Below are 17,120 nucleotides of genomic sequence, written 5' to 3'. Positions count from 1 at the left end.
CGCGACCTCGGCCCACGGGAGGTGCCTCCGAGGACACGGACCGGCGCCGGTCAGTACAGGTCACCCGCGAGCGCGCCGACCTCCTTGGGGTCCGGGCCGTACTCGTTGGGGCCGGGGTCGCCCTCGACGATCATGAAGTAGAGCAGAACGAGGTTGGCGAGCGGGATCATCCCGAGCAGCATCAGCCAGCCCGTCTTGCCGGTGTCGTGGAGCCGGCGCACGCCGACGGCGATGCTCGGGACCATCACGCCCAGCGCGAACGCGACGTAGGCCAGCCCGGCGATCCAGCCGAGCGGCTCCCAGATCGAACTGAGGACGCCCGCGACCACCGCGATGGCGATGTAGATCCCGAGGTTGACGAGAACGAACATCCAGTACTCCTTGCGGCGGGCGCGGCCGTCGAAGTCGGCGTAGTGGTGGCGGAGGATGTCGAGGTACCAGTCCATGGCGGCAAAGGTGGGTGAGAGGGAGATAGCCGGGGCCACCTACAGAAATACGGAAAAGCGTGCGCCCGTCAAGCATGGCCGCCCAGGGCGAGCGCATGCTAATGGCCTCCGGCCCGGACCCCCCGTCCGAGCGCCCATCGCTCCGCTCAGCGGGCGCTCAGACGGTCCCCCTTGAAGGGGGACAGCTTTCCGAGTCTGGGAGCGCAGCGACCGACCGGAAAGCGGGGAGTCCGGGTTTAGCATGCGCCCGTCAAGCATGGCCGCCCCTCCGCCACCCGGTCGGCGGGCCCCGCCGGTACCTTCCGAGCCCGCCCCCGCCCCGCCCGATGCCGACGCCGACCCCCCCGCCCGCGGGGACGCCCCAGCCGCTCCCTCATGACCCCGAGGTCACGCCCGAGCTCGCGACAGAGCACGGGCTGACCGACGACGAGTACGCCCGGGTCCAGGAGATCTTGGGCCGAACGCCGACCTACGCCGAGCTCGGTGTGTACTCGGTCATGTGGAGCGAGCACTGCTCGTACAAGAACTCCATCGCGCTCTTGAAGACGCTGCCCCGCGACGGCGACCGGCTGCTCGCGGCGGCCGGCGACGAGAACGCGGGGCTCGTCGACATTGGCGGGGGGCTGGCGTGCGCGTTCAAGATCGAGAGCCACAACCACCCGTCGGCCGTCGAGCCGGTCCAGGGCGCGGCGACCGGCGTCGGCGGGATCCAGCGGGACATCTTCACGATGGGCGCCCGGCCCATCGCCAGCCTCAACAGCTTGCGGTTCGGGAGCCTGGAGACTCCGCGCGTGCGGTTCCTGTTCGACGGCGTCGTCCGCGGGATCGGCGGCTACGGCAACTCGTTCGGCGTGCCGACGGTCGGCGGCGAGGTCGTGTTCGACCCGGCCTACGAGGGCAACCCACTCGTCAACGCGATGTCGGTCGGGATCGTCAAGGTCGGCGAGACGGTGAGCGCGACGGCGGCCGGCGTCGGCAACCCCGTGTTCATCGTCGGCAGCGACACCGGGCGCGACGGGATCCACGGGGCCACGTTCGCCTCGGAGGAGATCTCCGAGGACTCCGACGCCAAGCGGCCGAACGTCCAGGTGGGCGACCCGTTCACGGAGAAGCTGCTGTTGGAGGCGTCGCTCGAGGCGATCCGCACCGGCGCCGTCGTCGGGATGCAGGACATGGGCGCGGCCGGGATCACGTGCTCGTCGTCGGAGATGAGCGAGAAGGGGGCCGTCGGGATGGACCTCCAGCTCGAACGGACGCCCCAGCGCGAGACTGGCATGACGCCCTACGAGATCCTGCTGAGCGAGAGCCAGGAGCGGATGCTGGTCGTGGTCGAGAAAGGGCGCGAGGCCGAGGTCGAGGCCGTCTTCGACAAGTGGGACCTCCACGCCGTCCAGATCGGCGAGGTGACCGACACCGAGCGCGTCCGCGTGTTCTGGCACGGCGACCTCGTCGCGGACGTCCCGGCCGAGTCGCTGGTGCTCGGCGGCGGGGCGCCGGTCTACCACCGCGAGACGGCCCGGCCGGCGTACCTCGACGAGACGCTCGCGTTCGACCCGTCCGACGTCCCGGACCTCACGGCCGAGACCGCCGGCGACGCCCTCGTCCGGTTGATGGGCGCGCCCAACCTCGCGTCGAAGCGGTGGGTGTTCGAGCAGTACGACCACGAGGTCCGCACGAACACGGTCGCTGGGCCGGGCCCGACCGACGCCGCGGTCGTCCGCCTCAAGGGGACCGCCAGCGTGTCGGACGGCGGCGCGGTCGGCGGCGAGCGCGGGCTCGCGATGGCGACCGACTGCAACGGCCGCTACGTCTACCTCAACCCGCGGCGCGGCGCCCAGATCGCCGTCGCCGAGGCGGCCCGGAACGTGGCTTGCGCCGGCGGCGAGCCCCTGGCCGTCACGAACTGCCTCAACTTCGGCAACCCCTACAAGCCCGAGGTCTACTGGCAGTTTACCGAGGCCGTCGGCGGGATGGGCGACGCCTGCCGGGCCCTCGGGACGCCGGTGACCGGCGGCAACGTGAGCTTCTACAACGAGAGCCCCGACGGCGCCGTCTTCCCCACGCCGACGATTGGGATGGTCGGGCTGGTCGAAGACGTCGACCGCGACACGACGACGGCCGCGTTCCAGAAAGAGGACGACGCGGTCCTGCTGGTCTCGCCCGCCGGCTGGTGGCACACGGGCGGCATCGAGGGCAGCGAGTACCTCGCGTCCGCCCACGGTCGGACGGCCGGCGACGCGCCGCACCTCGACCTGGACGAGGAAAAAGCGGTCCAGGCCACCGTGCTGGCAGCCATCCGCGCCGGCCTCGTGACGAGCGCCCACGACAGCGCCGACGGCGGGCTCGCGGTCGCGCTCGCCGAGAGCGGCATCCACGGCGGCCTCGGCGCCGTGCTCGCGCTCCCGGCCACCGACGCCCGGCTCGACGCCGTGCTGTTCGGCGAGGCCCAGAGCCGCGTCGTGCTGAGCGTGGCGCCGGAGCACGTGGCCGAGGTCGAGGCCCTGGCGCGCGACCACGGCGCGCGCGTGACGGCGCTGGGCACGGTCGGCGGCGACCGCCTGACGATCTCGGTCGGCGACGAAGAGGCCCTGAGCGTGGCCGTCGAGGCGCTCCGCCAGCCGTACGAGACGGCGATCCCCCAAGCGATGGGCGAGGCCGTCGCGGCGGTGTAGGTCCGCTGGTCCTCCGAGACGTTCGCAACCCCGGCGTTCACCTCATGACCACCCAACCGTGTCATCCTGGGCGAACGCGAAGGCATGCCCTGAGCGAAGCCGAAGGGGTCTCAGCGCGGACGCCGAGCCCCTAGGGAGCGACGCCGACGGACTTGATGACTCGTGCTGAGATCCTTCGCGCCGCTCAGGATGACAGAGGGGGGAGATCGCGGTAGTCCGCCCCCCTGGCCTCCCCTCATGGAACACCCTCCGCGCAAGATTGACAACGCCTGCGTCGCCGAGTACGAGTGTGGCCACAGGCTCGAGTTTCAGCCCGTGAGCAAGCGGCCTTCCTGACCTGTCGGCGCACCAGCCCTACGCCACGGCCTCGGCCACCTCTGCCTCGACTGGCCCGGCCTCACCGCGCGGGAGCACGACGGTCACGGCGGTGCCGGCCCGCCAGCGGCTCTCGACGGCGATCGTGCCGCCCATGAGGTGGACGAGCTGCTGCGAGATGGCCAGCCCGAACCCCTGGCCCGGCGACTCGAACCCGTCGAACAGCGTCGGCAGGGCGGCCTCGGGGATCCCGATGCCCGTGTCGATCACGCGGAGCGAGACGGCGTGGGCGTCGGCGTCGACCTCGACGGTGACCCCGCCGGCCTCGGTGAACCGGACGGCGTTGCCGACGACGTGGGCCAGGACGCGGCCGAGCGCGTCGGCGTCGAGCCGGGCCCGGAGTTCGGGGCCGACCGACGAGACGTCGAGGGCGATCCCCCGGGCGTCGGCGGCAGGCCGGGCCCGGTCGAGGGCCGCCTCGACCTCGGCGACCACGTCGAGCGCCTCGGGCCGGAGCGTCTCGCGGCGGGCGTCGAGCGTGGCCAGGTCCAGGACCGAGTCGAGCGTGGCCAGCAGCCGCTCGCCCCCGGCCGCGATGGCGTCGACCAACCCGCGCTGGGGCTCGGCCACCTCGTCGCGCAGGATCTCGGCGAACCCGACGACCGACGTCAGCGGCGTCCGGATCTCGTGGCTCATCGACGCCAAAAACTGGCTGCGGACCCGGGCGCCCTCCTGGGCTTGGTCACGGGCCTCGGCGAGGGCCGCCTGCTCGGCCCGCTCCGCGCCCACGTCGCGGCCCACCGAGACGACGCGCCGTTCGCTCTCGACCTCGACGACTTGGGACGCCAAGTCCAGCAGGACGCGCTCGCCGCTCGGCCCGCCCACGCGGACGTCGGACCGAGCCCGGCCGGTCTCGGCGAGCGCCGCGAGGTGGGCCCGGACCGTGGCCCGGTCCTCCACGGCGACGGTGTCCACGAGCGAGAGCGCCGGGGTGCCGGCGACGCCCAACGCGGCCTGCCCGGCCCGGTTCAGCCAGAGGTCGGCGCCGTCGAGGGCGTGGACCAGGACGATGTCGGCGGCGTGGTCGAGCAGGCGGCGCTGACGCGCCTCCGACGCTTCGAGCGCGTCGTGGCGACGGCGGCACCGGGTCCAGACCGCGCCGGCGACGAGGGCGCCCGCGGCCAGCCCCACGACGACGCCCGCGCCGACCGCGAGGCCGACGGTGAGCGAGACGGAGAACAGGAGGCCGGAGGCGGTCATGGTCAGGCGGGGACGCCGACGGCGGGAGCGAACAGCGGGGCCGGCTGGGGCTCGGCGAGGGCGGGCGGGGCGGGGACGTGGGGGATCTCGGGCTCGTCGGGCACGTCCGGGACCGGCGCCTCCAGCGGGAGGGCCACCTCGAACAGGGTCCCCTCGCCCTTCCGGCTCCACACGCGGATCTCGCCGCCCATCAGCTCCGTCAGCCGCTTGGTGATGGCCAGCCCGAGCCCGGTCCCTTCGAAGTCCCGGCCGTGGCCGTCGGACTCCTGCTTGAACGCCTCGAACAGGTCGGGCAGGAACGCCTCCGAGATGCCGACGCCGGTGTCCTGGACGCGGAGGGCGAAGAACGAGGCCTCGGCGTGGAGCGAGACCCGGACCTCGCCCCGCTCGGTGAACTTGATCGCGTTGCCGACCAGGTTCGTCACGACGCGGCCCAGCGAGGCCGGCGAGTGGACCCCGCGGACGACCGACGCCGACGACTGGAGGTGGAGCCCGAGCCCCTTCCGCTGAGCCAGGGGCGCCAGCAGCGCGACCGACTCGCGGACGACGGCCGCCACGTCGATCGGCTCGGGCACGAGCACGGCGCGCTCGGCGTCGAGCCGGGCAAAGTCGAGGAGGTCGTTGAGCGTGTCGAGCAGGCGCTGGCCGCCCGAGCGGATCGTGTCGGCGTACTCGAAGAGGTCCTCCGAGACCTCCTCGCGCAGGATGTCGGCGAAGCCCAGGATGGCCGTGAGCGGCGTCCGGATCTCGTGGCTCATGTTGGCCAGGATCGAGGACTTGAGGCGGGCGGCCTCCTCGGCCTTCTCGCGCGCGTTCTCGGCCGCCGAGATGGCCGTGAGCAGGCCGTGCTCGTAGGTCCGGCGCTCGGTCACGTTCCGGGCGACCGACACGAACGTCCGCCCCCCGTGGAGCTGGCGCGTCACGATCTCGTAGGGCACGCGGGTCCCATCGGGGTGGGCCAGCTCCAAGACGCCCGCGGCGGCCCCGCGCTGGTCGGCCTCGGCGAGGTGGGCGACGGCGTCGTCCTCGTCGGCCAGCTCGGACAGCCGGACGGGCCGGCCGTCGGGCCGGTCGCCGTTGATGTCGACGCCGAACGCCCGCTGGGCCGCCCGGTTGGCCTCGACGAGCTCGCCGCCGAGCGCGACGTCGATGACCACGACGGGGTCGGCGGCGGCGTTGAACAGGTGGCCGTAGCGGACCTCCGAGGCCCGGAGGGCCTCGGACCGCCGCCGGACCTGGCGCCGGAGCAGGCCGCCCCACAGCAACGCCAGCAGCAGCAGCCCCACCGCGCCGATCACGCCGTAGCGGTACTCGGTCGGCGAGAGCCCAGCCTTCCGGACGTCGCCCTCGACCAGGGGGTAGACGACGTACGAGCCGGTGTACGGGGCGACCGGGTCGTACTGGGAGGCGATCCCCCGGACGCGGACGTAGTCGCCCACCTGGACCCCGTCGAACCGGACCGGAGCCGGCCGCCGCGTGTAGACGTAGGCCTGGACCAGGTCGGTCCCGCTCAGGAGGAGCATGGACCGCCCACCCGGCTGCTCGTCGAGCTCCAAGACGCGGCCCTCGACCTGGACCAACTCGCCCTCGTGGCTCTCGATGTCGGGCCCGCTGCCTCCGCCCGGCCGCTTGATCCAGTCGAGCGGGGTCGGCTCGACGTCGCGTGCCGGGCCCTCGACGGCCTGGACCTCCGGGCCCACGATCTCGATCATCCCGTGGCGGAACCCGACCGGGCCCGCGACCCGGACGCTGTCGCCGGTCAGGACCGCGCTGGCCGTCGGGGGCAGGACCAGCCGGAGCCCGCCGGTCCCGTCCTGGATGTAGACCTCGTTGACGTCGGAGCGGAGGACGCCGGTGCCGGCCACGACCCGCCCGGCCACCAGCACGGGCTCGCCGACCCGGTCCGGCACGCCGTCCCCGTCGCTGTCGGCCCGGAGCGAGCTGAGCGAGCTCAGCGAGGGGGTGGGGGCCTGCGCCCGCGCCGCCTCGCCCACCGCGCACAGGCAGACGAGCAAGACGAACCGGAGGGCCGACGGGAACGAGAGGGGCACGGGAGTACGGAGTCTGGACCCGGTATCGGTCGGGGCCGAGGACTCTATACCCCGACCCCGCGTTGCGCCCGGCGCCGTGGTGGCCTCCGGGACCGAGGACCGAGGACGGAGGACCGTCCCCGGTCTCCCGTCCCCGGTCTCCCGCCCGTGGTCGCTCGCGCGCCGCCAGCGGGCCCGTAGCTTTGGGGCCGCGCCGACGGGTAAGGACGCCCACGCCCCGCCCGTCTGAGGGGGCCGAACCCCGGGGCCTCCGGACCGTATCCCTCCCCCAGACCGACTCTCCCCACACTTATGTCCGCCTACATCACCGGCACCGACGCCAACTTCGAAACCGAGGTCCTCAACAGCGACCAGCCCGTCCTGGTCGACTTTTGGGCCACCTGGTGCGGCCCGTGCCGCACGATCGCCCCGACCATCGAGGAGATCGCCTCCGAGTACGACGGGAAGGCCAAGGTGGTCAAGCTCGACGTCGACAACAACCCGATGACGGCGCAGAAGTACGGGATCCGCTCGATCCCGTCGCTCCTGTTCTTCAAGGGCGGCCGGCCCGTCGACCAGATGGTCGGCGTGGTGCCGAAGAAGGTGCTCGCCGAGAAGCTCGACACCCTCGCCGCGCAGGCCGCGTAGCCCCCCCGCTCGACTCGACCCCCGGGGGCGCCGCGGTCCGTGGCGCCCCCGCTCGTTTGGACTCTCTGCCCATGACCGCTCCACTCCCCCTCCCCGACGGCCTCGACTGGGACGCCGCCGAGCACCGTCCCCTCGTCATCGTCGGGACCGGGCCGGCCGGGTTCACGGCCGCCCTCTACGGCGCGCGCGCCGGCCTGGCCCCGCTCGTGGTCCAGGGCCCGGCCCCCGGCGGCCAGCTCACGACGACGACCGACGTCGAGAACTTCCCCGGCTACCCGGACGGCGTGATGGGGCCCGAGCTCATGCAGGACTTCGAGCGCCAGGCCGTCCGGTTCGGCGCCGAGCTCCGCTGGGGGACGGTCACCCACGTCGACCTCTCGGGCTCGCCGCACCGGCTCGTCGTCGACGAGGCGACGCCGGTCCTGGCCGACGCCGTGATCGGGGCGACCGGGGCGAGCGCGAAGTACCTCGGGTTGGAGAACGAGCGGCGGCTGCTCGGCCGCGGCGTCTCGGCGTGCGCGACGTGCGACGGGGCGTTCTTCCGCGACGAGGAGATCGCCATCGTCGGCGGCGGCGACACGGCGATGGAGGAGGCCCTCTTCCTGACCCGGTTCGCCTCGACGGTCCACCTGGTCCACCGGCGCGACGAGTTCCGGGCGTCGAAGATCATGCAGGACCGGGTGCTCGGCCACCCCAAGGTCCGCGTCCACTGGAGCACGGTCGTGACCGACATCCGGGGGGAGGACGCTGTCTCGGGCGTCGTGCTGGAGGACGTCGAGACGGGCGCGGCGCGCGAGCTGCCGGTGACCGGCTTCTTCGTCGCCATCGGCCACAAGCCAAACACCGAGATCTTCCGGGGCTGGCTCGCGATGGACGAGGCCGGCTACGTCCAGACCCACGCCGACTCGACCCACACCGACGTCCCAGGCGTCTTCGTCTGCGGCGACGCCCAGGACCACGTCTACCGCCAGGCCGTCACGGCGGCCGGCACCGGCTGCATGGCGGCCATCGACGCCGAGCGGTGGCTGGCCGAGCAGGACGTGATCGACGAGACGCGGACGGAGACCGAGTACCACGCGGCCCCAGCCGAGGACTCGGAGACACGTGAGCCCGTCGCCGAGTCGGAGCAGTAGCCACCGCCGTGCGCCTCGCCCTCCTTCTCGCCCTGCTGGCGCCAGCCGCCAGCGCCCAGGTCGCCGCCCGGCTCGACGACCTCCGCCTGGCCACGGCGGTCCGCCTCGCCCTCGTCGACGACGCGCGGACGCGGGCGCTCGACGTGACGGTCGCCGCCCGCGACGGCTCCGTCGACGTCTTGGGCGACGTGCCACCGCTCCTCGAACCGATTGCGGCCGACGTGGCGCGCGCCGTCCCGGGCGTCCGCACGCTTCGGGGGCTCGGCGGCGACACGGCGGGGCCGGCCACCCGCATCGACACCCGGCCACCGGACCGACCGGCTCGTCCGGCCGAGCCTGTCCGCCCGTCCGACGCCGGGCCGCTGTACCACACCGTCGAGCGCGGCGACACGCTGTTCTCGCTCGCCCGCCGCTACGGCACGACGGTCGACGCGATCCAGCGCCTCAACGACCGGACGGAGACGGGCATCCGGGTCGGCCAGCGGCTCCGCGTCCGGTAGACGCTGCGGTCCGCGGAGTCCAGAGCGCCCGGTCTGGGCAATGCCAGGCCCGGGAGTGTTCGTCGGCGTTGGCCCCTCCCACACCGGGGCTATCGCACCCTCGCCTACCGTGTCGTCCAGGGCGAGCGCACGCTACGGATCTCCGGCCCGGACCCCCCGTCCGAGCGCCCATCGCTCCGCTCAGCGGGCGCTCAGACGGTCCCCCTCGCCGAGGGGGACAGCTTTCTGAGCCTGGGAGCGCAGCGACCGGCCGGAAAGCGGGGGGTCTGAGGCTAGCATGCGGTCGCCCTACCGTGTCATCCTGAGCGAATGCGAAGGCCTTCTCACCTCGGACTCCAAGACCTGCCGCGCCGGCTCCGATGGCCTCCACCGTCGGCGCCGAGATCCTTCACTGGGTTGGCTGCGCCCCCCGCCTGCGCGGGGGCAGGCTTGCTTCGCGGTCAGGATGACAAACCCGGGAGGCAGCGGAGTACGCGATGGCCTGCCCCCAGCCCGTCCGCCGCTACCCCTTGACGAGGGCCTTGAGCACGAAGAAGGCGTTCTCCTTCCGCTCGCGGAGCCGGCGCGAGAAGTACGGGACCCACTCCGTCCCGTAGGGGACGTAGACCCGCATCCGGTACCCGTCGCGGACGAGCTGGCGCTGGGTCTCGGGCCGGAGCCCGTAGAGCATCTGGAACTCGAAGGCGTCGCGCGAGACGCCGCGCTCGTCGGCGATCTGCTGGACGGCCGCGATCAGCTCGTCGTCGTGGGTGGCGAGGCCGGGGTAGCGGCCCTCGGTCAGGAGCCGCGTCGCGTGCTGGCGGTAGTACCACCGGATGGTCGGCATGTCCTGGAAGGCGATCGAGGCGGGCTCCTTGTAGGCCCCCTTGCACAGGCGGACGCGGGCGCCGAACGCGCACGCCCGCGCCACGTCGGCCGCCGTCCGGTGGAGGTACGCCTGGAGGACGGGCCCCACGTGGTCGGGGAAGTCCGGGTAGACGGCCATGAACAGGTCGAGCGTGGACTGGGTGATCTCCGACCCCTCCATGTCGAGCCGGACGAACAGGTCGGCGTCGCGCGCGCGCGCGAGCAGGTCGCGGAGGTTGGCCTCGGCCAAGCCGCGGTCGATGACCTGGCCGATCATGGACAGCTTGATCGAGATGCCGACGGCCTCGGGCGCGGCGCCCCGGGCGTCGCGGTAGTCGGCGAGCCGCTCGACCAAGTCGCCGTAAGCGTGGGCGAACGCCTGGGCCCGGGGCCGCTCGTGGACGTGCTCGCCGAGCAGGTCGAGCGTGACGAACAGGCCGTCGTCGAGGAGCGGGTCGAGCGCGGGGAGCGCGTCGTCGAGGGTCCGGCCGGCGACGAAGCGTCGGGCCAGGGCGAAGGGGAGCGTCATGGGGAGCGGCCCGGGGCGTACCGGCCATCGGGGGCCCGAAGCTAGCGCCGCTCGGGACCGTCCCTGGCCGGTCGGGGCCGTTCTGGAACGGCAGTTGCCCCGGGCCCTGGGCCCCCCGAACTCCTCCCGCCAGGGGCAGACCAGGGCTATCCTGTTACAAAACGACACCCCATGGTTCCTCCCTCCCCCCACCTCCCGTCCTCCGATGTCGCCGGGCTGATCGACCGGTGGATCGACCCGGCGTGGCGGCCGGACGGGGCGCGCGGGCTCCGGCAGGCCCGGATCGTGGTGGTCGAGGGCTGGATCGGGTTCCTGGCCCACGCCATCCTGACGGCGACGCTGATCTCGAACGACGTCCCGCTGCTCCCCTTGGTGGAGGTCGCGGTGGCCGTCGTCGTGATCGCGGGCGCGCTGGCGATGGTCCGGTGGGGCGGCCGGGTCGAGCCGGCAGCGTGGGTCATGGCGTTCTCGCTGGCCCTGACGCCCGTGTTCCAGGCGTCGGTCGACCTCGGCATCCGGGACCCCGCGCTCGCCCTGGTCATGCTGGCGCCGCTGGCGGGCGCGCTCACCTCGGGGGCCCGGCTGGCGACGGTCAGCGCCGGGGTCGGCATCGTCGGGGCGATGGTCCTGTTCTGGATGGACACGGCGGGGCTGGCGCCCGAGCCGTTCTCGACGCCGGACCAGGCGGCGACCTACGCGATCTTCATGGTCACGGCTGGGTCCGTGATGTCGGCGGCGGGCGGCGTCCTCTACGCCCGCCACACGCGGTACCAGATCGTCGAGGCCGAGGACGAGAGCACCCGGCTCGACGCGGCGCTCCGGGCCTCGGAGCAGCGCTACCGGTCGCTCTTCGACCACATCCCCGTCGGGATGTACCGGACGACGTCGGACGGGCAGATCCTCCTCGCCAACGCCACGCTCGCCCGCCTGATCGGGGCGCCGAGCCCCGAGGCCGCGCGGGCCTACAACGCGACCGACTTCTACATCGACCCGGACGACCGCGCCCGCTTCCGCGAGCTCATCCTGCGCGACGGGTTCGTGCGCGGGTTCGAGACCCGGTGGCGCCGGCCCGACGGGGCCATCCGCCACGTCCGGCTCGACGCCCGGGTCGCGCTCAACGCCGACGGGCAGCCGCTGTTCTACGAGGGGGCCGTCGAGGACGTCACGGCCGAGCGCGAGGCCCGGGTCGCGCTCCACCGGAGCGAGGCCCGGTTCCGGGCGCTCGTCCAGCGCTCGTCCGACGTCGTCGTGGTGACCGACCGGGCCGACCGGTTCACCTACGTCAGCCCGGCCGTCGGGCCGCTGTTGGGCCACGCGGCCGAGGCCCTGCTCGGCACGACGCTCCCCGACCTCGTCCACCCGGACGACCGGGCCGGGGTCGAGGCGTTCCTCGCCGGGGCCCACGCGGGCGCCCCGTCGGGCCAGGTCGAGCTCCGGCTCCGCCACGCCGACGGCCACGACGTGTTCGTCGAGGGCGCCGCGACGGCGCTCTACGACGACCCGGCCGTGCGCGGGCTCGTGCTCAACCTGCGCGACGCGACCGAGCGGAAGCGGGCCCAGGCCGTCCTGATCCAGGGGAAGCGCCAGGCCGAGGAGGTCGCCGCGCTCAAGAGCACGTTCCTGGCCAACATGAGCCACGAGATCCGGACGCCGCTCACGGCCATCCTGGGCTTCTCGGACGTCCTCGCCGAGGAGGTGATCGACGAGACGCAGGCCGAGTTCGTCGACCTCATCTCGCGGAGCGGGCGCCGGTTGATGGACACGCTCAACTCGGTCCTCGACCTGGCCCGGATCGAGGCCGGCCGGGGCGGGCTGGCCCAGAGCCCGGTCGACGTCGGCGCGCTGGCCCGGGAGACGGCCCAGATGCTCGGGCCGGCGGCGGCCGAGCGCGGGCTCGCCGTCGTGGCCGAGGTGGCCCCGGGCGACCACGTGGTGACCGGCGACGAGGCCGCGCTCCTGCGCGTCCTCCACAACCTGGTCGGCAACGCCATCAAGTTCACCGACCGAGGCCGCGTGACGCTCCGCGTCGGGCCGGTAGGGCGGGGCGACCGCGTGTCGCTGGTCGTCCGCGACACGGGCATCGGGATCGACGAGGCGTTCCTGCCCCGCGTCTTCGGCGAGTTCGAGCAAGAGTCGAGCGGGTCCGGGCGGAAGTACGAGGGGGCCGGGCTCGGCCTGGCCCTGACGCGCCAGCTCGTCGACCGGATGGGCGGGACGATCACGGTCGAGAGCGAGAAGGGGGTCGGGACGGCGTTCACGGTCACGCTCCCCGCGGTCGGCGCGGACGACGGCGCCCGCGAGGTCCCCGACGGCCGCCCCCTGGTCCTGGTCGTCGACGACAACGAGCAGGCCCGCGAGGTCGCCGTCCACGCCCTCGACGACACGTTCCGGGTGGCCGTCGCCGTCGACGGCGACACGGCCCTCGCGGCGATCGAGGCCGACCCGCCCGACGTCGTCGTCGTCGACATCCACCTCGGCCTCTCGCTCTCGGGCGAGGACGTGATGCGCCAGATCCGGGCCTCGGCCACGTTCGCGGCGCTCCCGCTCATCGCCGTCACGGCGTACGGGCTGCCCGGCGACCGCGACCGGTTCCTCGCCGCCGGGTTCGACGCCTACCTCACCAAGCCCTACTCCCGCGCGGACCTCCGGGCGACCGTCGCGGTGGCCCTCGAGAAGCAGGCGGGCGGAGGCGCTCCGGTCCCGCTCGGCCTCGCCCCCGGCGGCGGCTCCTACGTGTGCCGCCCGCCCGACCGCCCCGCGCCCGCGACGCCGGCCGCGCTCCCGGACACGCGGGTCTGATCGGAGCCAGAGCGCGGAACGTGTCGGCGGTCGGGGCTGGCGGCAAACCGGAGCGGGGCACCCGCTCTCCGCGCGTCGATCCGCCCCGCACCCACCCGCATCCCGCTCCAAGCGGAACCGGGGCGCCGGGGGCCGGTGGACCCCTGCCCCGCCCTTGTCCCCATGCGCCTCGCCATCGTCGGGGCCGGCCCCGCCGGCCTGGCCGCCGCCCACGCCCTGGGCGACGACGCCCGGGCCACCGTGTTCGAGAAGAGCCGGGGCGTCTCGGGCCGCGCCGCGACGCGCTGGCGCGACGTGCCCGGCCCCGACGGCCCGGTGCGGTGGCGGTTCGACCACGGCGCCCAGTACCTCGGCCCCGACCCGGACTCGCCCATCGCCGACGTAATCCGGGACCTCCTGGGCGACGACCTCGTCGAGATCGACGGCGCCGTGTGGCCCTTCGACGACGCCGGCGCGCTCCACCCGGACCAAGCCCGCGACGGCGGCGCGCGCTGGACGATGGCGGACGGCATCGCGTCGCTGGGCCGCCGCCTGATCGACGCCACACCCAGGCTCGACCTCTTGGGGCAGACGCGCGTTGCTCGGCTCGACCGCCGAGGGCAAAGCTGGTCCGTCGTGACCGACGACGGCGCTCGCCACGACCGCTTCGACGCGGTCCTGCTCACGCCGCCGGCCCCGCAGACGGCCGAGATCGTCCGCGCGAGCGGCGTGGGCGACGCGCTCGCGGACGCGCTCGGCCACGTCACCTACCGCTCGCAGTTCACCGTCGTCTGGGGCTTCGACCATCCCGTCCGTCGCCCGGCCGACGTGTACGCGCTCGTCAACCGACAGGTCGGCGCAGCCAACGCCGAGGGCGGGCACGACGTGGCGTGGCTGGCCGTCGAGAGCGACAAGCCCGGCCGCGCGCCCGACGGCGCCTCGATCCTGCTCGCCCAGCTCGCCGCGCCCTGGACCGACGCCCACTACGACGACGACCGCGAGACGCTGGTCGCCGCGGCCACCGAGGCCGTCGCCGACGTCTGGGGGACGCTGCCGGACGCGCTCTGGACCGACACCCAGCGCTGGCGCTACTCGCTCCCCAACGACGCGGCCGACGCCGACGCTTTGGCCGAGGCCGCCGACTTCGGCCTGTTCTTCGCCGGCGACTTCACGGCGGGCAAAGGGCGCGTCCACCTCGCGATGGCCGAGGGCCGCGCCGCCGCCGAGCGGATCTGTGCCATGCGTTAGGGCGGTGCCAGGTTGCTCGTAGGCCGCCCCCCGCTGCCATCGCTCCGCTCCATGCTGCAAGAGCGGTCCCCCTTCGAGGCAGGGCTGCTAAGTTGTGATCACACCTGCAAATCAAGCACCCAAAAACAGGAGTCATCCCCGCGCAGGCGGGGACCCATACGGGCTCGCTCGCTGACTCGGCCTCGCATGGATTGGCTGCGCCGACGCTTCGCGGTCCCGCGTGCGCGGGAATGACCTCGTCTTGTTTGTAGAGTTGACAAAGAACGTAGCGGCCCGGCCCTTAAGGGGGACAGGTTGTCCGGCCGCTGAGCGGAGCGAGGGGCGGACGGCCAGGGAGTTCGCTCACGAGCAGCGTGTCACGGCACTAGCGGTCCGCCTCCGCCCAGTCCGCCAGCGCGCGGTGCTTGACGGCCTCCCCAAACAGGCACAGCCCGGCGTTGACGACGCACAGCGCGGCCGTCCCGTAGAGCACGAACGGCTCGCCGCGCCCCTTCCGCAACGTGGCCTGGCCGACGAGCGACAGCCCGAACCCGACCGAGGCCAGGCCGAGCGGGGCGAACCGGCGCCACGTCCGGAGGTGGCCCTCGACGGCGTCGGCGGGAGCGAGGGCGGAGGACGTGGGGGCGAGGGCGGGCATCGAACCGGGGCGTGGGATCGTCGTCCTAGACGGCCCCGCTTCTCGCTCGTTCCCGATGCCCGACCCGCCGTCCGTCGCCGACCTCCGCGAGTCGTACGAGCGCGGCGCGCTCGACGCCGCCGACCTCCCCTCCGACCCGTTCGACCTGTTCGCGGCCTGGTTCGCCGACGCCCAGGCCGCCGGCACGCGCGAGCCCAACGCGATGACGCTGGCGACGGCGAGCGCCGACGGCGCCCCCTCGGCGCGCGTGGTGTTGCTGAAGGGGGTCGACCACGGGTTCTGCTTCTACACCAACGTCGAGAGCCGGAAGGGACAGGAGCTGACGGCCAACCCACGGGCGGCGCTCGTCTGGTGGTGGCCCGAGCTCGAGCGGCAGGTCCGCGTCGAGGGCTGGGTCGAGCGCGTCCCAGACGCGACGGCCGACGCCTACTTCGCCAGCCGTCCGCGCGGGTCGCGGCTGGGCGCGTGGGCGAGCCCCCAGAGCCGGCCCGTCCCCGACCGGCGGACGCTCGAGGTGCTCCTGCGCGAGATCGAGGGCGAGAACCCGGGCGAGGAGGTCCCGCGCCCCGGCTTCTGGGGCGGCTTCCGCGTGGTGCCGGAGGCCGTCGAGTTCTGGCAGGGCCGCCCGAGCCGCCTCCACGACCGCCACGTCTACCGGCGCGACGGCGACGGGTGGGCGACGGAGCGGCTGGCGCCCTGATGGGCATCGGGGGGTCGGGCGATGCTGAGCGGGGGATCGGAGGGCGATGGGTGGTGGTGCGCCTGAAGGCAAAAGCCCAGGGCCGGCCTCCCCAATCGCCCATCGCCCGATCCTCAGTCCCCCGATCCCTTGTTGTCCGCCACGCCGCGGATGTTGGTGACGATCAAAAATCCCTGCAACGCGACGAGCGCCCAGGCCGCGTCGTGCCAGCCCCACGCGATCCACAGCCCGTTCGAGACCAGGAACAGGCCGAAGCCCCACAGCCGCCGCCGCGCGTCGTCGGAGGCGACGAGCCAGCCGGCGACGACGGTGACGGCGAACGCGGGCCACTGCAACAGGTCGAGCCAGTCCATCGGGCGGGTCGGGAGGGGACGCCGCCAACGACCGGCGGGGCGCCCGGCTCCAGGCGCCCCGCCGTTGGGAGATCCCCCGATGGGCGCCGTTCGAGAGAGACCGGCCGTTACCCCGGGGCGACCGGTGACGGCTCGTTCCGTGCTCCCTCAGCATCCTCATGGTTCGGTTCATCGTCGCGCTCCTTCTCGTGGGCCTAGCCGCCGGCTGTGCCCCTCAGAGCGAGTGGGCCCCCGTCCGCCCGGCCCCGCTCGTCGAGTCCGCCGAGCCCGCGTCCCCGTGCGGGCCGGCCGTCGTCCGCGTCGAGCTCCGGAGCGGGGTGTCGCCCGAGGCGCTGGCGCCGGTCCTAGCGGCTTCCTCCGCCTCGATCCGTGGCCGGGCGTTCTCTGGGACCGCGTGGACGGTGGTGCTCGATGCGTCGGGCGGCGCCCCACGCGTGGCCGAAGCGGTCGGGGAGTTGGACGACGCGGTCCGGTTCGTCGGCGTTGAACCCGCGCCGTGTCCTGGTGACGTCCTCCCGGCGGTGTACGGGGGGACGTTCGCGTTCGAGGGCGTCGTGTCTTGGCTCGGCGGCACGTGGCACGTCGAGACTGAGTCGGGGGCGTACGAGATGGCCAACCTGCCTGGAGATCTCCACGAGGTCGGCCTCCGTGTCGCAGGGATCGCCGAGGTCGACCGGGCACAGGTCTCGTCCGTCCGAGGCGGCGAAGTCGCCCGGCTCCTCAGCATCGGGCCCGCTCGGCACGACCTCGTCCCGGAGGTTCACTACCGGCCCGGGATGGTCTACGTCACCCCCCGCCCTGGCGTCGCGCCGGAGATCGTCGCGGACGTCATTAACCGGCGGTATCCGCTCTTGTCGTCTCGGGTGATCGAGCGGTTCACGGGACCGCCGGACCTCGTCGTCGACGTGCCCAGCGGGGAAGACGAGGTGGTCGCCATCTTGCTCCGCCGCGAACTGAGTTCGCTGGTGACCGGCGTCATGGTGAGACGGATCCTCCAACCCCGATGAGAGTTCCGGCGGACCCGC

General features: G+C 73.6%; 14 protein-coding genes. 8 read left to right on the top strand and 6 right to left on the bottom strand.

Annotated elements, in window-relative coordinates:
* Positions 1 to 50 precede the first annotated feature (50 nt).
* The gene (locus tag ACOOHE_RS02200; protein WP_420456165.1) at positions 51 to 446 is read right to left on the bottom strand and encodes a DUF805 domain-containing protein; all 396 of its coding nucleotides are present in this window, start codon (positions 444 to 446) and stop codon (positions 51 to 53) included.
* A gap of 326 nt (positions 447 to 772) precedes the next feature.
* Between ACOOHE_RS02200 and purL the strand changes: the two genes are divergently transcribed.
* On the top strand, positions 773 to 3,118 hold the full coding sequence (gene purL, locus ACOOHE_RS02195; RefSeq protein ID WP_420456164.1) for a phosphoribosylformylglycinamidine synthase subunit PurL: 2,346 nt from the start codon (positions 773 to 775) through the stop codon (positions 3,116 to 3,118).
* A 354-nt stretch (positions 3,119 to 3,472) separates the two neighbouring features.
* Here purL and ACOOHE_RS02190 read toward each other — a convergent pair whose 3' ends face one another.
* Positions 3,473 to 4,693, bottom strand: a complete 1,221-nt coding sequence (locus ACOOHE_RS02190; protein ID WP_420456163.1) for an ATP-binding protein — start codon at positions 4,691 to 4,693, stop codon at positions 3,473 to 3,475.
* A gap of 2 nt (positions 4,694 to 4,695) precedes the next feature.
* Positions 4,696 to 6,744 carry an ATP-binding protein gene (locus ACOOHE_RS02185; RefSeq protein ID WP_420456162.1) on the bottom strand — a complete coding sequence of 683 codons (2,049 nt, stop codon included), beginning with the start codon at positions 6,742 to 6,744 and terminating at the stop codon, positions 4,696 to 4,698.
* 291 nt (positions 6,745 to 7,035) lie between these two features.
* Here ACOOHE_RS02185 and trxA point away from each other — a divergent pair, with 291 nt between their 5' ends.
* The 3 genes from trxA to ACOOHE_RS02170 all read left to right on the top strand — a co-directional run bounded on the left by trxA (position 7,036) and on the right by ACOOHE_RS02170 (position 9,004).
* Positions 7,036 to 7,371 (top strand): thioredoxin, encoded by a 336-nt coding sequence (gene trxA, locus ACOOHE_RS02180; RefSeq protein ID WP_420456161.1) that lies wholly within the window; start codon positions 7,036 to 7,038, stop codon positions 7,369 to 7,371.
* A 71-nt stretch (positions 7,372 to 7,442) separates the two neighbouring features.
* Positions 7,443 to 8,504: a thioredoxin-disulfide reductase gene (trxB, locus tag ACOOHE_RS02175; protein ID WP_420456160.1), complete on the top strand. Its 1,062-nt coding sequence runs from the start codon at positions 7,443 to 7,445 to the stop codon at positions 8,502 to 8,504.
* An 8-nt stretch (positions 8,505 to 8,512) separates the two neighbouring features.
* Entirely contained in the window at positions 8,513 to 9,004 is a 492-nt protein-coding gene (locus ACOOHE_RS02170; RefSeq protein WP_420456159.1) for a LysM peptidoglycan-binding domain-containing protein, read from the top strand.
* A 502-nt stretch (positions 9,005 to 9,506) separates the two neighbouring features.
* Here ACOOHE_RS02170 and ACOOHE_RS02165 read toward each other — a convergent pair.
* Positions 9,507 to 10,379 carry a proline dehydrogenase family protein gene (locus ACOOHE_RS02165; protein ID WP_420456158.1) on the bottom strand — a complete coding sequence of 291 codons (873 nt, stop codon included), beginning with the start codon at positions 10,377 to 10,379 and terminating at the stop codon, positions 9,507 to 9,509.
* 171 nt (positions 10,380 to 10,550) lie between these two features.
* Between ACOOHE_RS02165 and ACOOHE_RS02160 the strand changes: the two genes are divergently transcribed.
* Together ACOOHE_RS02160 and ACOOHE_RS02155 are read left to right on the top strand one after the other, a co-directional pair.
* On the top strand, positions 10,551 to 13,178 hold the full coding sequence (locus tag ACOOHE_RS02160) for a PAS domain S-box protein (RefSeq protein WP_420456157.1): 2,628 nt from the start codon (positions 10,551 to 10,553) through the stop codon (positions 13,176 to 13,178).
* A 162-nt stretch (positions 13,179 to 13,340) separates the two neighbouring features.
* Entirely contained in the window at positions 13,341 to 14,405 is a 1,065-nt protein-coding gene (locus tag ACOOHE_RS02155) for an NAD(P)/FAD-dependent oxidoreductase (protein ID WP_420456156.1), read from the top strand.
* A gap of 364 nt (positions 14,406 to 14,769) precedes the next feature.
* Here ACOOHE_RS02155 and ACOOHE_RS02150 read toward each other — a convergent pair whose 3' ends face one another.
* Positions 14,770 to 15,042: a hypothetical protein gene (locus tag ACOOHE_RS02150; RefSeq protein ID WP_420456155.1), complete on the bottom strand. Its 273-nt coding sequence runs from the start codon at positions 15,040 to 15,042 to the stop codon at positions 14,770 to 14,772.
* Between the two features lie 55 nt (positions 15,043 to 15,097).
* On the opposite strand from ACOOHE_RS02150, the gene pdxH reads away from it, so the two are divergent.
* Positions 15,098 to 15,742: a pyridoxamine 5'-phosphate oxidase gene (pdxH, locus tag ACOOHE_RS02145; protein WP_420456154.1), complete on the top strand. Its 645-nt coding sequence runs from the start codon at positions 15,098 to 15,100 to the stop codon at positions 15,740 to 15,742.
* 113 nt (positions 15,743 to 15,855) lie between these two features.
* Here the strand turns inward: pdxH and ACOOHE_RS02140 are convergent, their stop codons facing one another.
* The gene (locus ACOOHE_RS02140) at positions 15,856 to 16,095 is read right to left on the bottom strand and encodes a hypothetical protein (RefSeq protein ID WP_420456153.1); all 240 of its coding nucleotides are present in this window, start codon (positions 16,093 to 16,095) and stop codon (positions 15,856 to 15,858) included.
* A gap of 158 nt (positions 16,096 to 16,253) precedes the next feature.
* On the opposite strand from ACOOHE_RS02140, the gene ACOOHE_RS02135 reads away from it, so the two are divergent.
* The gene (locus ACOOHE_RS02135) at positions 16,254 to 17,102 is read left to right on the top strand and encodes a hypothetical protein (protein WP_420456152.1); all 849 of its coding nucleotides are present in this window, start codon (positions 16,254 to 16,256) and stop codon (positions 17,100 to 17,102) included.
* Positions 17,103 to 17,120 lie beyond the last annotated feature (18 nt).

Source organism: Rubrivirga sp., from assembly GCF_965213695.1.
GTDB lineage: Bacteria > Bacteroidota > Rhodothermia > Rhodothermales > Rubricoccaceae > Rubrivirga.
The sequence above is the reverse complement of the archived record's forward strand: the minus strand, read 5'-3'. Positions and strand labels throughout refer to the sequence as shown.

Excerpts from the sequence above, each read along its gene's own strand:
- ACOOHE_RS02155 (WP_420456156.1), top strand. The coding sequence starts at position 13,341 with ATGCGCCTCGCCATCGTCGGGGCCGGCCCCGCCGGCCTGGCCGCCGCC.
- ACOOHE_RS02190 (WP_420456163.1), bottom strand. The coding sequence starts at position 4,693 with ATGACCGCCTCCGGCCTCCTGTTCTCCGTCTCGCTCACCGTCGGCCTC.
- ACOOHE_RS02140 (WP_420456153.1), bottom strand. The coding sequence starts at position 16,095 with ATGGACTGGCTCGACCTGTTGCAGTGGCCCGCGTTCGCCGTCACCGTC.
- ACOOHE_RS02160 (WP_420456157.1), top strand. The coding sequence starts at position 10,551 with ATGGTTCCTCCCTCCCCCCACCTCCCGTCCTCCGATGTCGCCGGGCTG.
- trxB (WP_420456160.1), top strand. The coding sequence starts at position 7,443 with ATGACCGCTCCACTCCCCCTCCCCGACGGCCTCGACTGGGACGCCGCC.
- ACOOHE_RS02135 (WP_420456152.1), top strand. The coding sequence starts at position 16,254 with ATGGTTCGGTTCATCGTCGCGCTCCTTCTCGTGGGCCTAGCCGCCGGC.
- ACOOHE_RS02200 (WP_420456165.1), bottom strand. The coding sequence starts at position 446 with ATGGACTGGTACCTCGACATCCTCCGCCACCACTACGCCGACTTCGAC.
- pdxH (WP_420456154.1), top strand. The coding sequence starts at position 15,098 with ATGCCCGACCCGCCGTCCGTCGCCGACCTCCGCGAGTCGTACGAGCGC.
- trxA (WP_420456161.1), top strand. The coding sequence starts at position 7,036 with ATGTCCGCCTACATCACCGGCACCGACGCCAACTTCGAAACCGAGGTC.
- purL (WP_420456164.1), top strand. The coding sequence starts at position 773 with ATGCCGACGCCGACCCCCCCGCCCGCGGGGACGCCCCAGCCGCTCCCT.
- ACOOHE_RS02165 (WP_420456158.1), bottom strand. The coding sequence starts at position 10,379 with ATGACGCTCCCCTTCGCCCTGGCCCGACGCTTCGTCGCCGGCCGGACC.
- ACOOHE_RS02150 (WP_420456155.1), bottom strand. The coding sequence starts at position 15,042 with ATGCCCGCCCTCGCCCCCACGTCCTCCGCCCTCGCTCCCGCCGACGCC.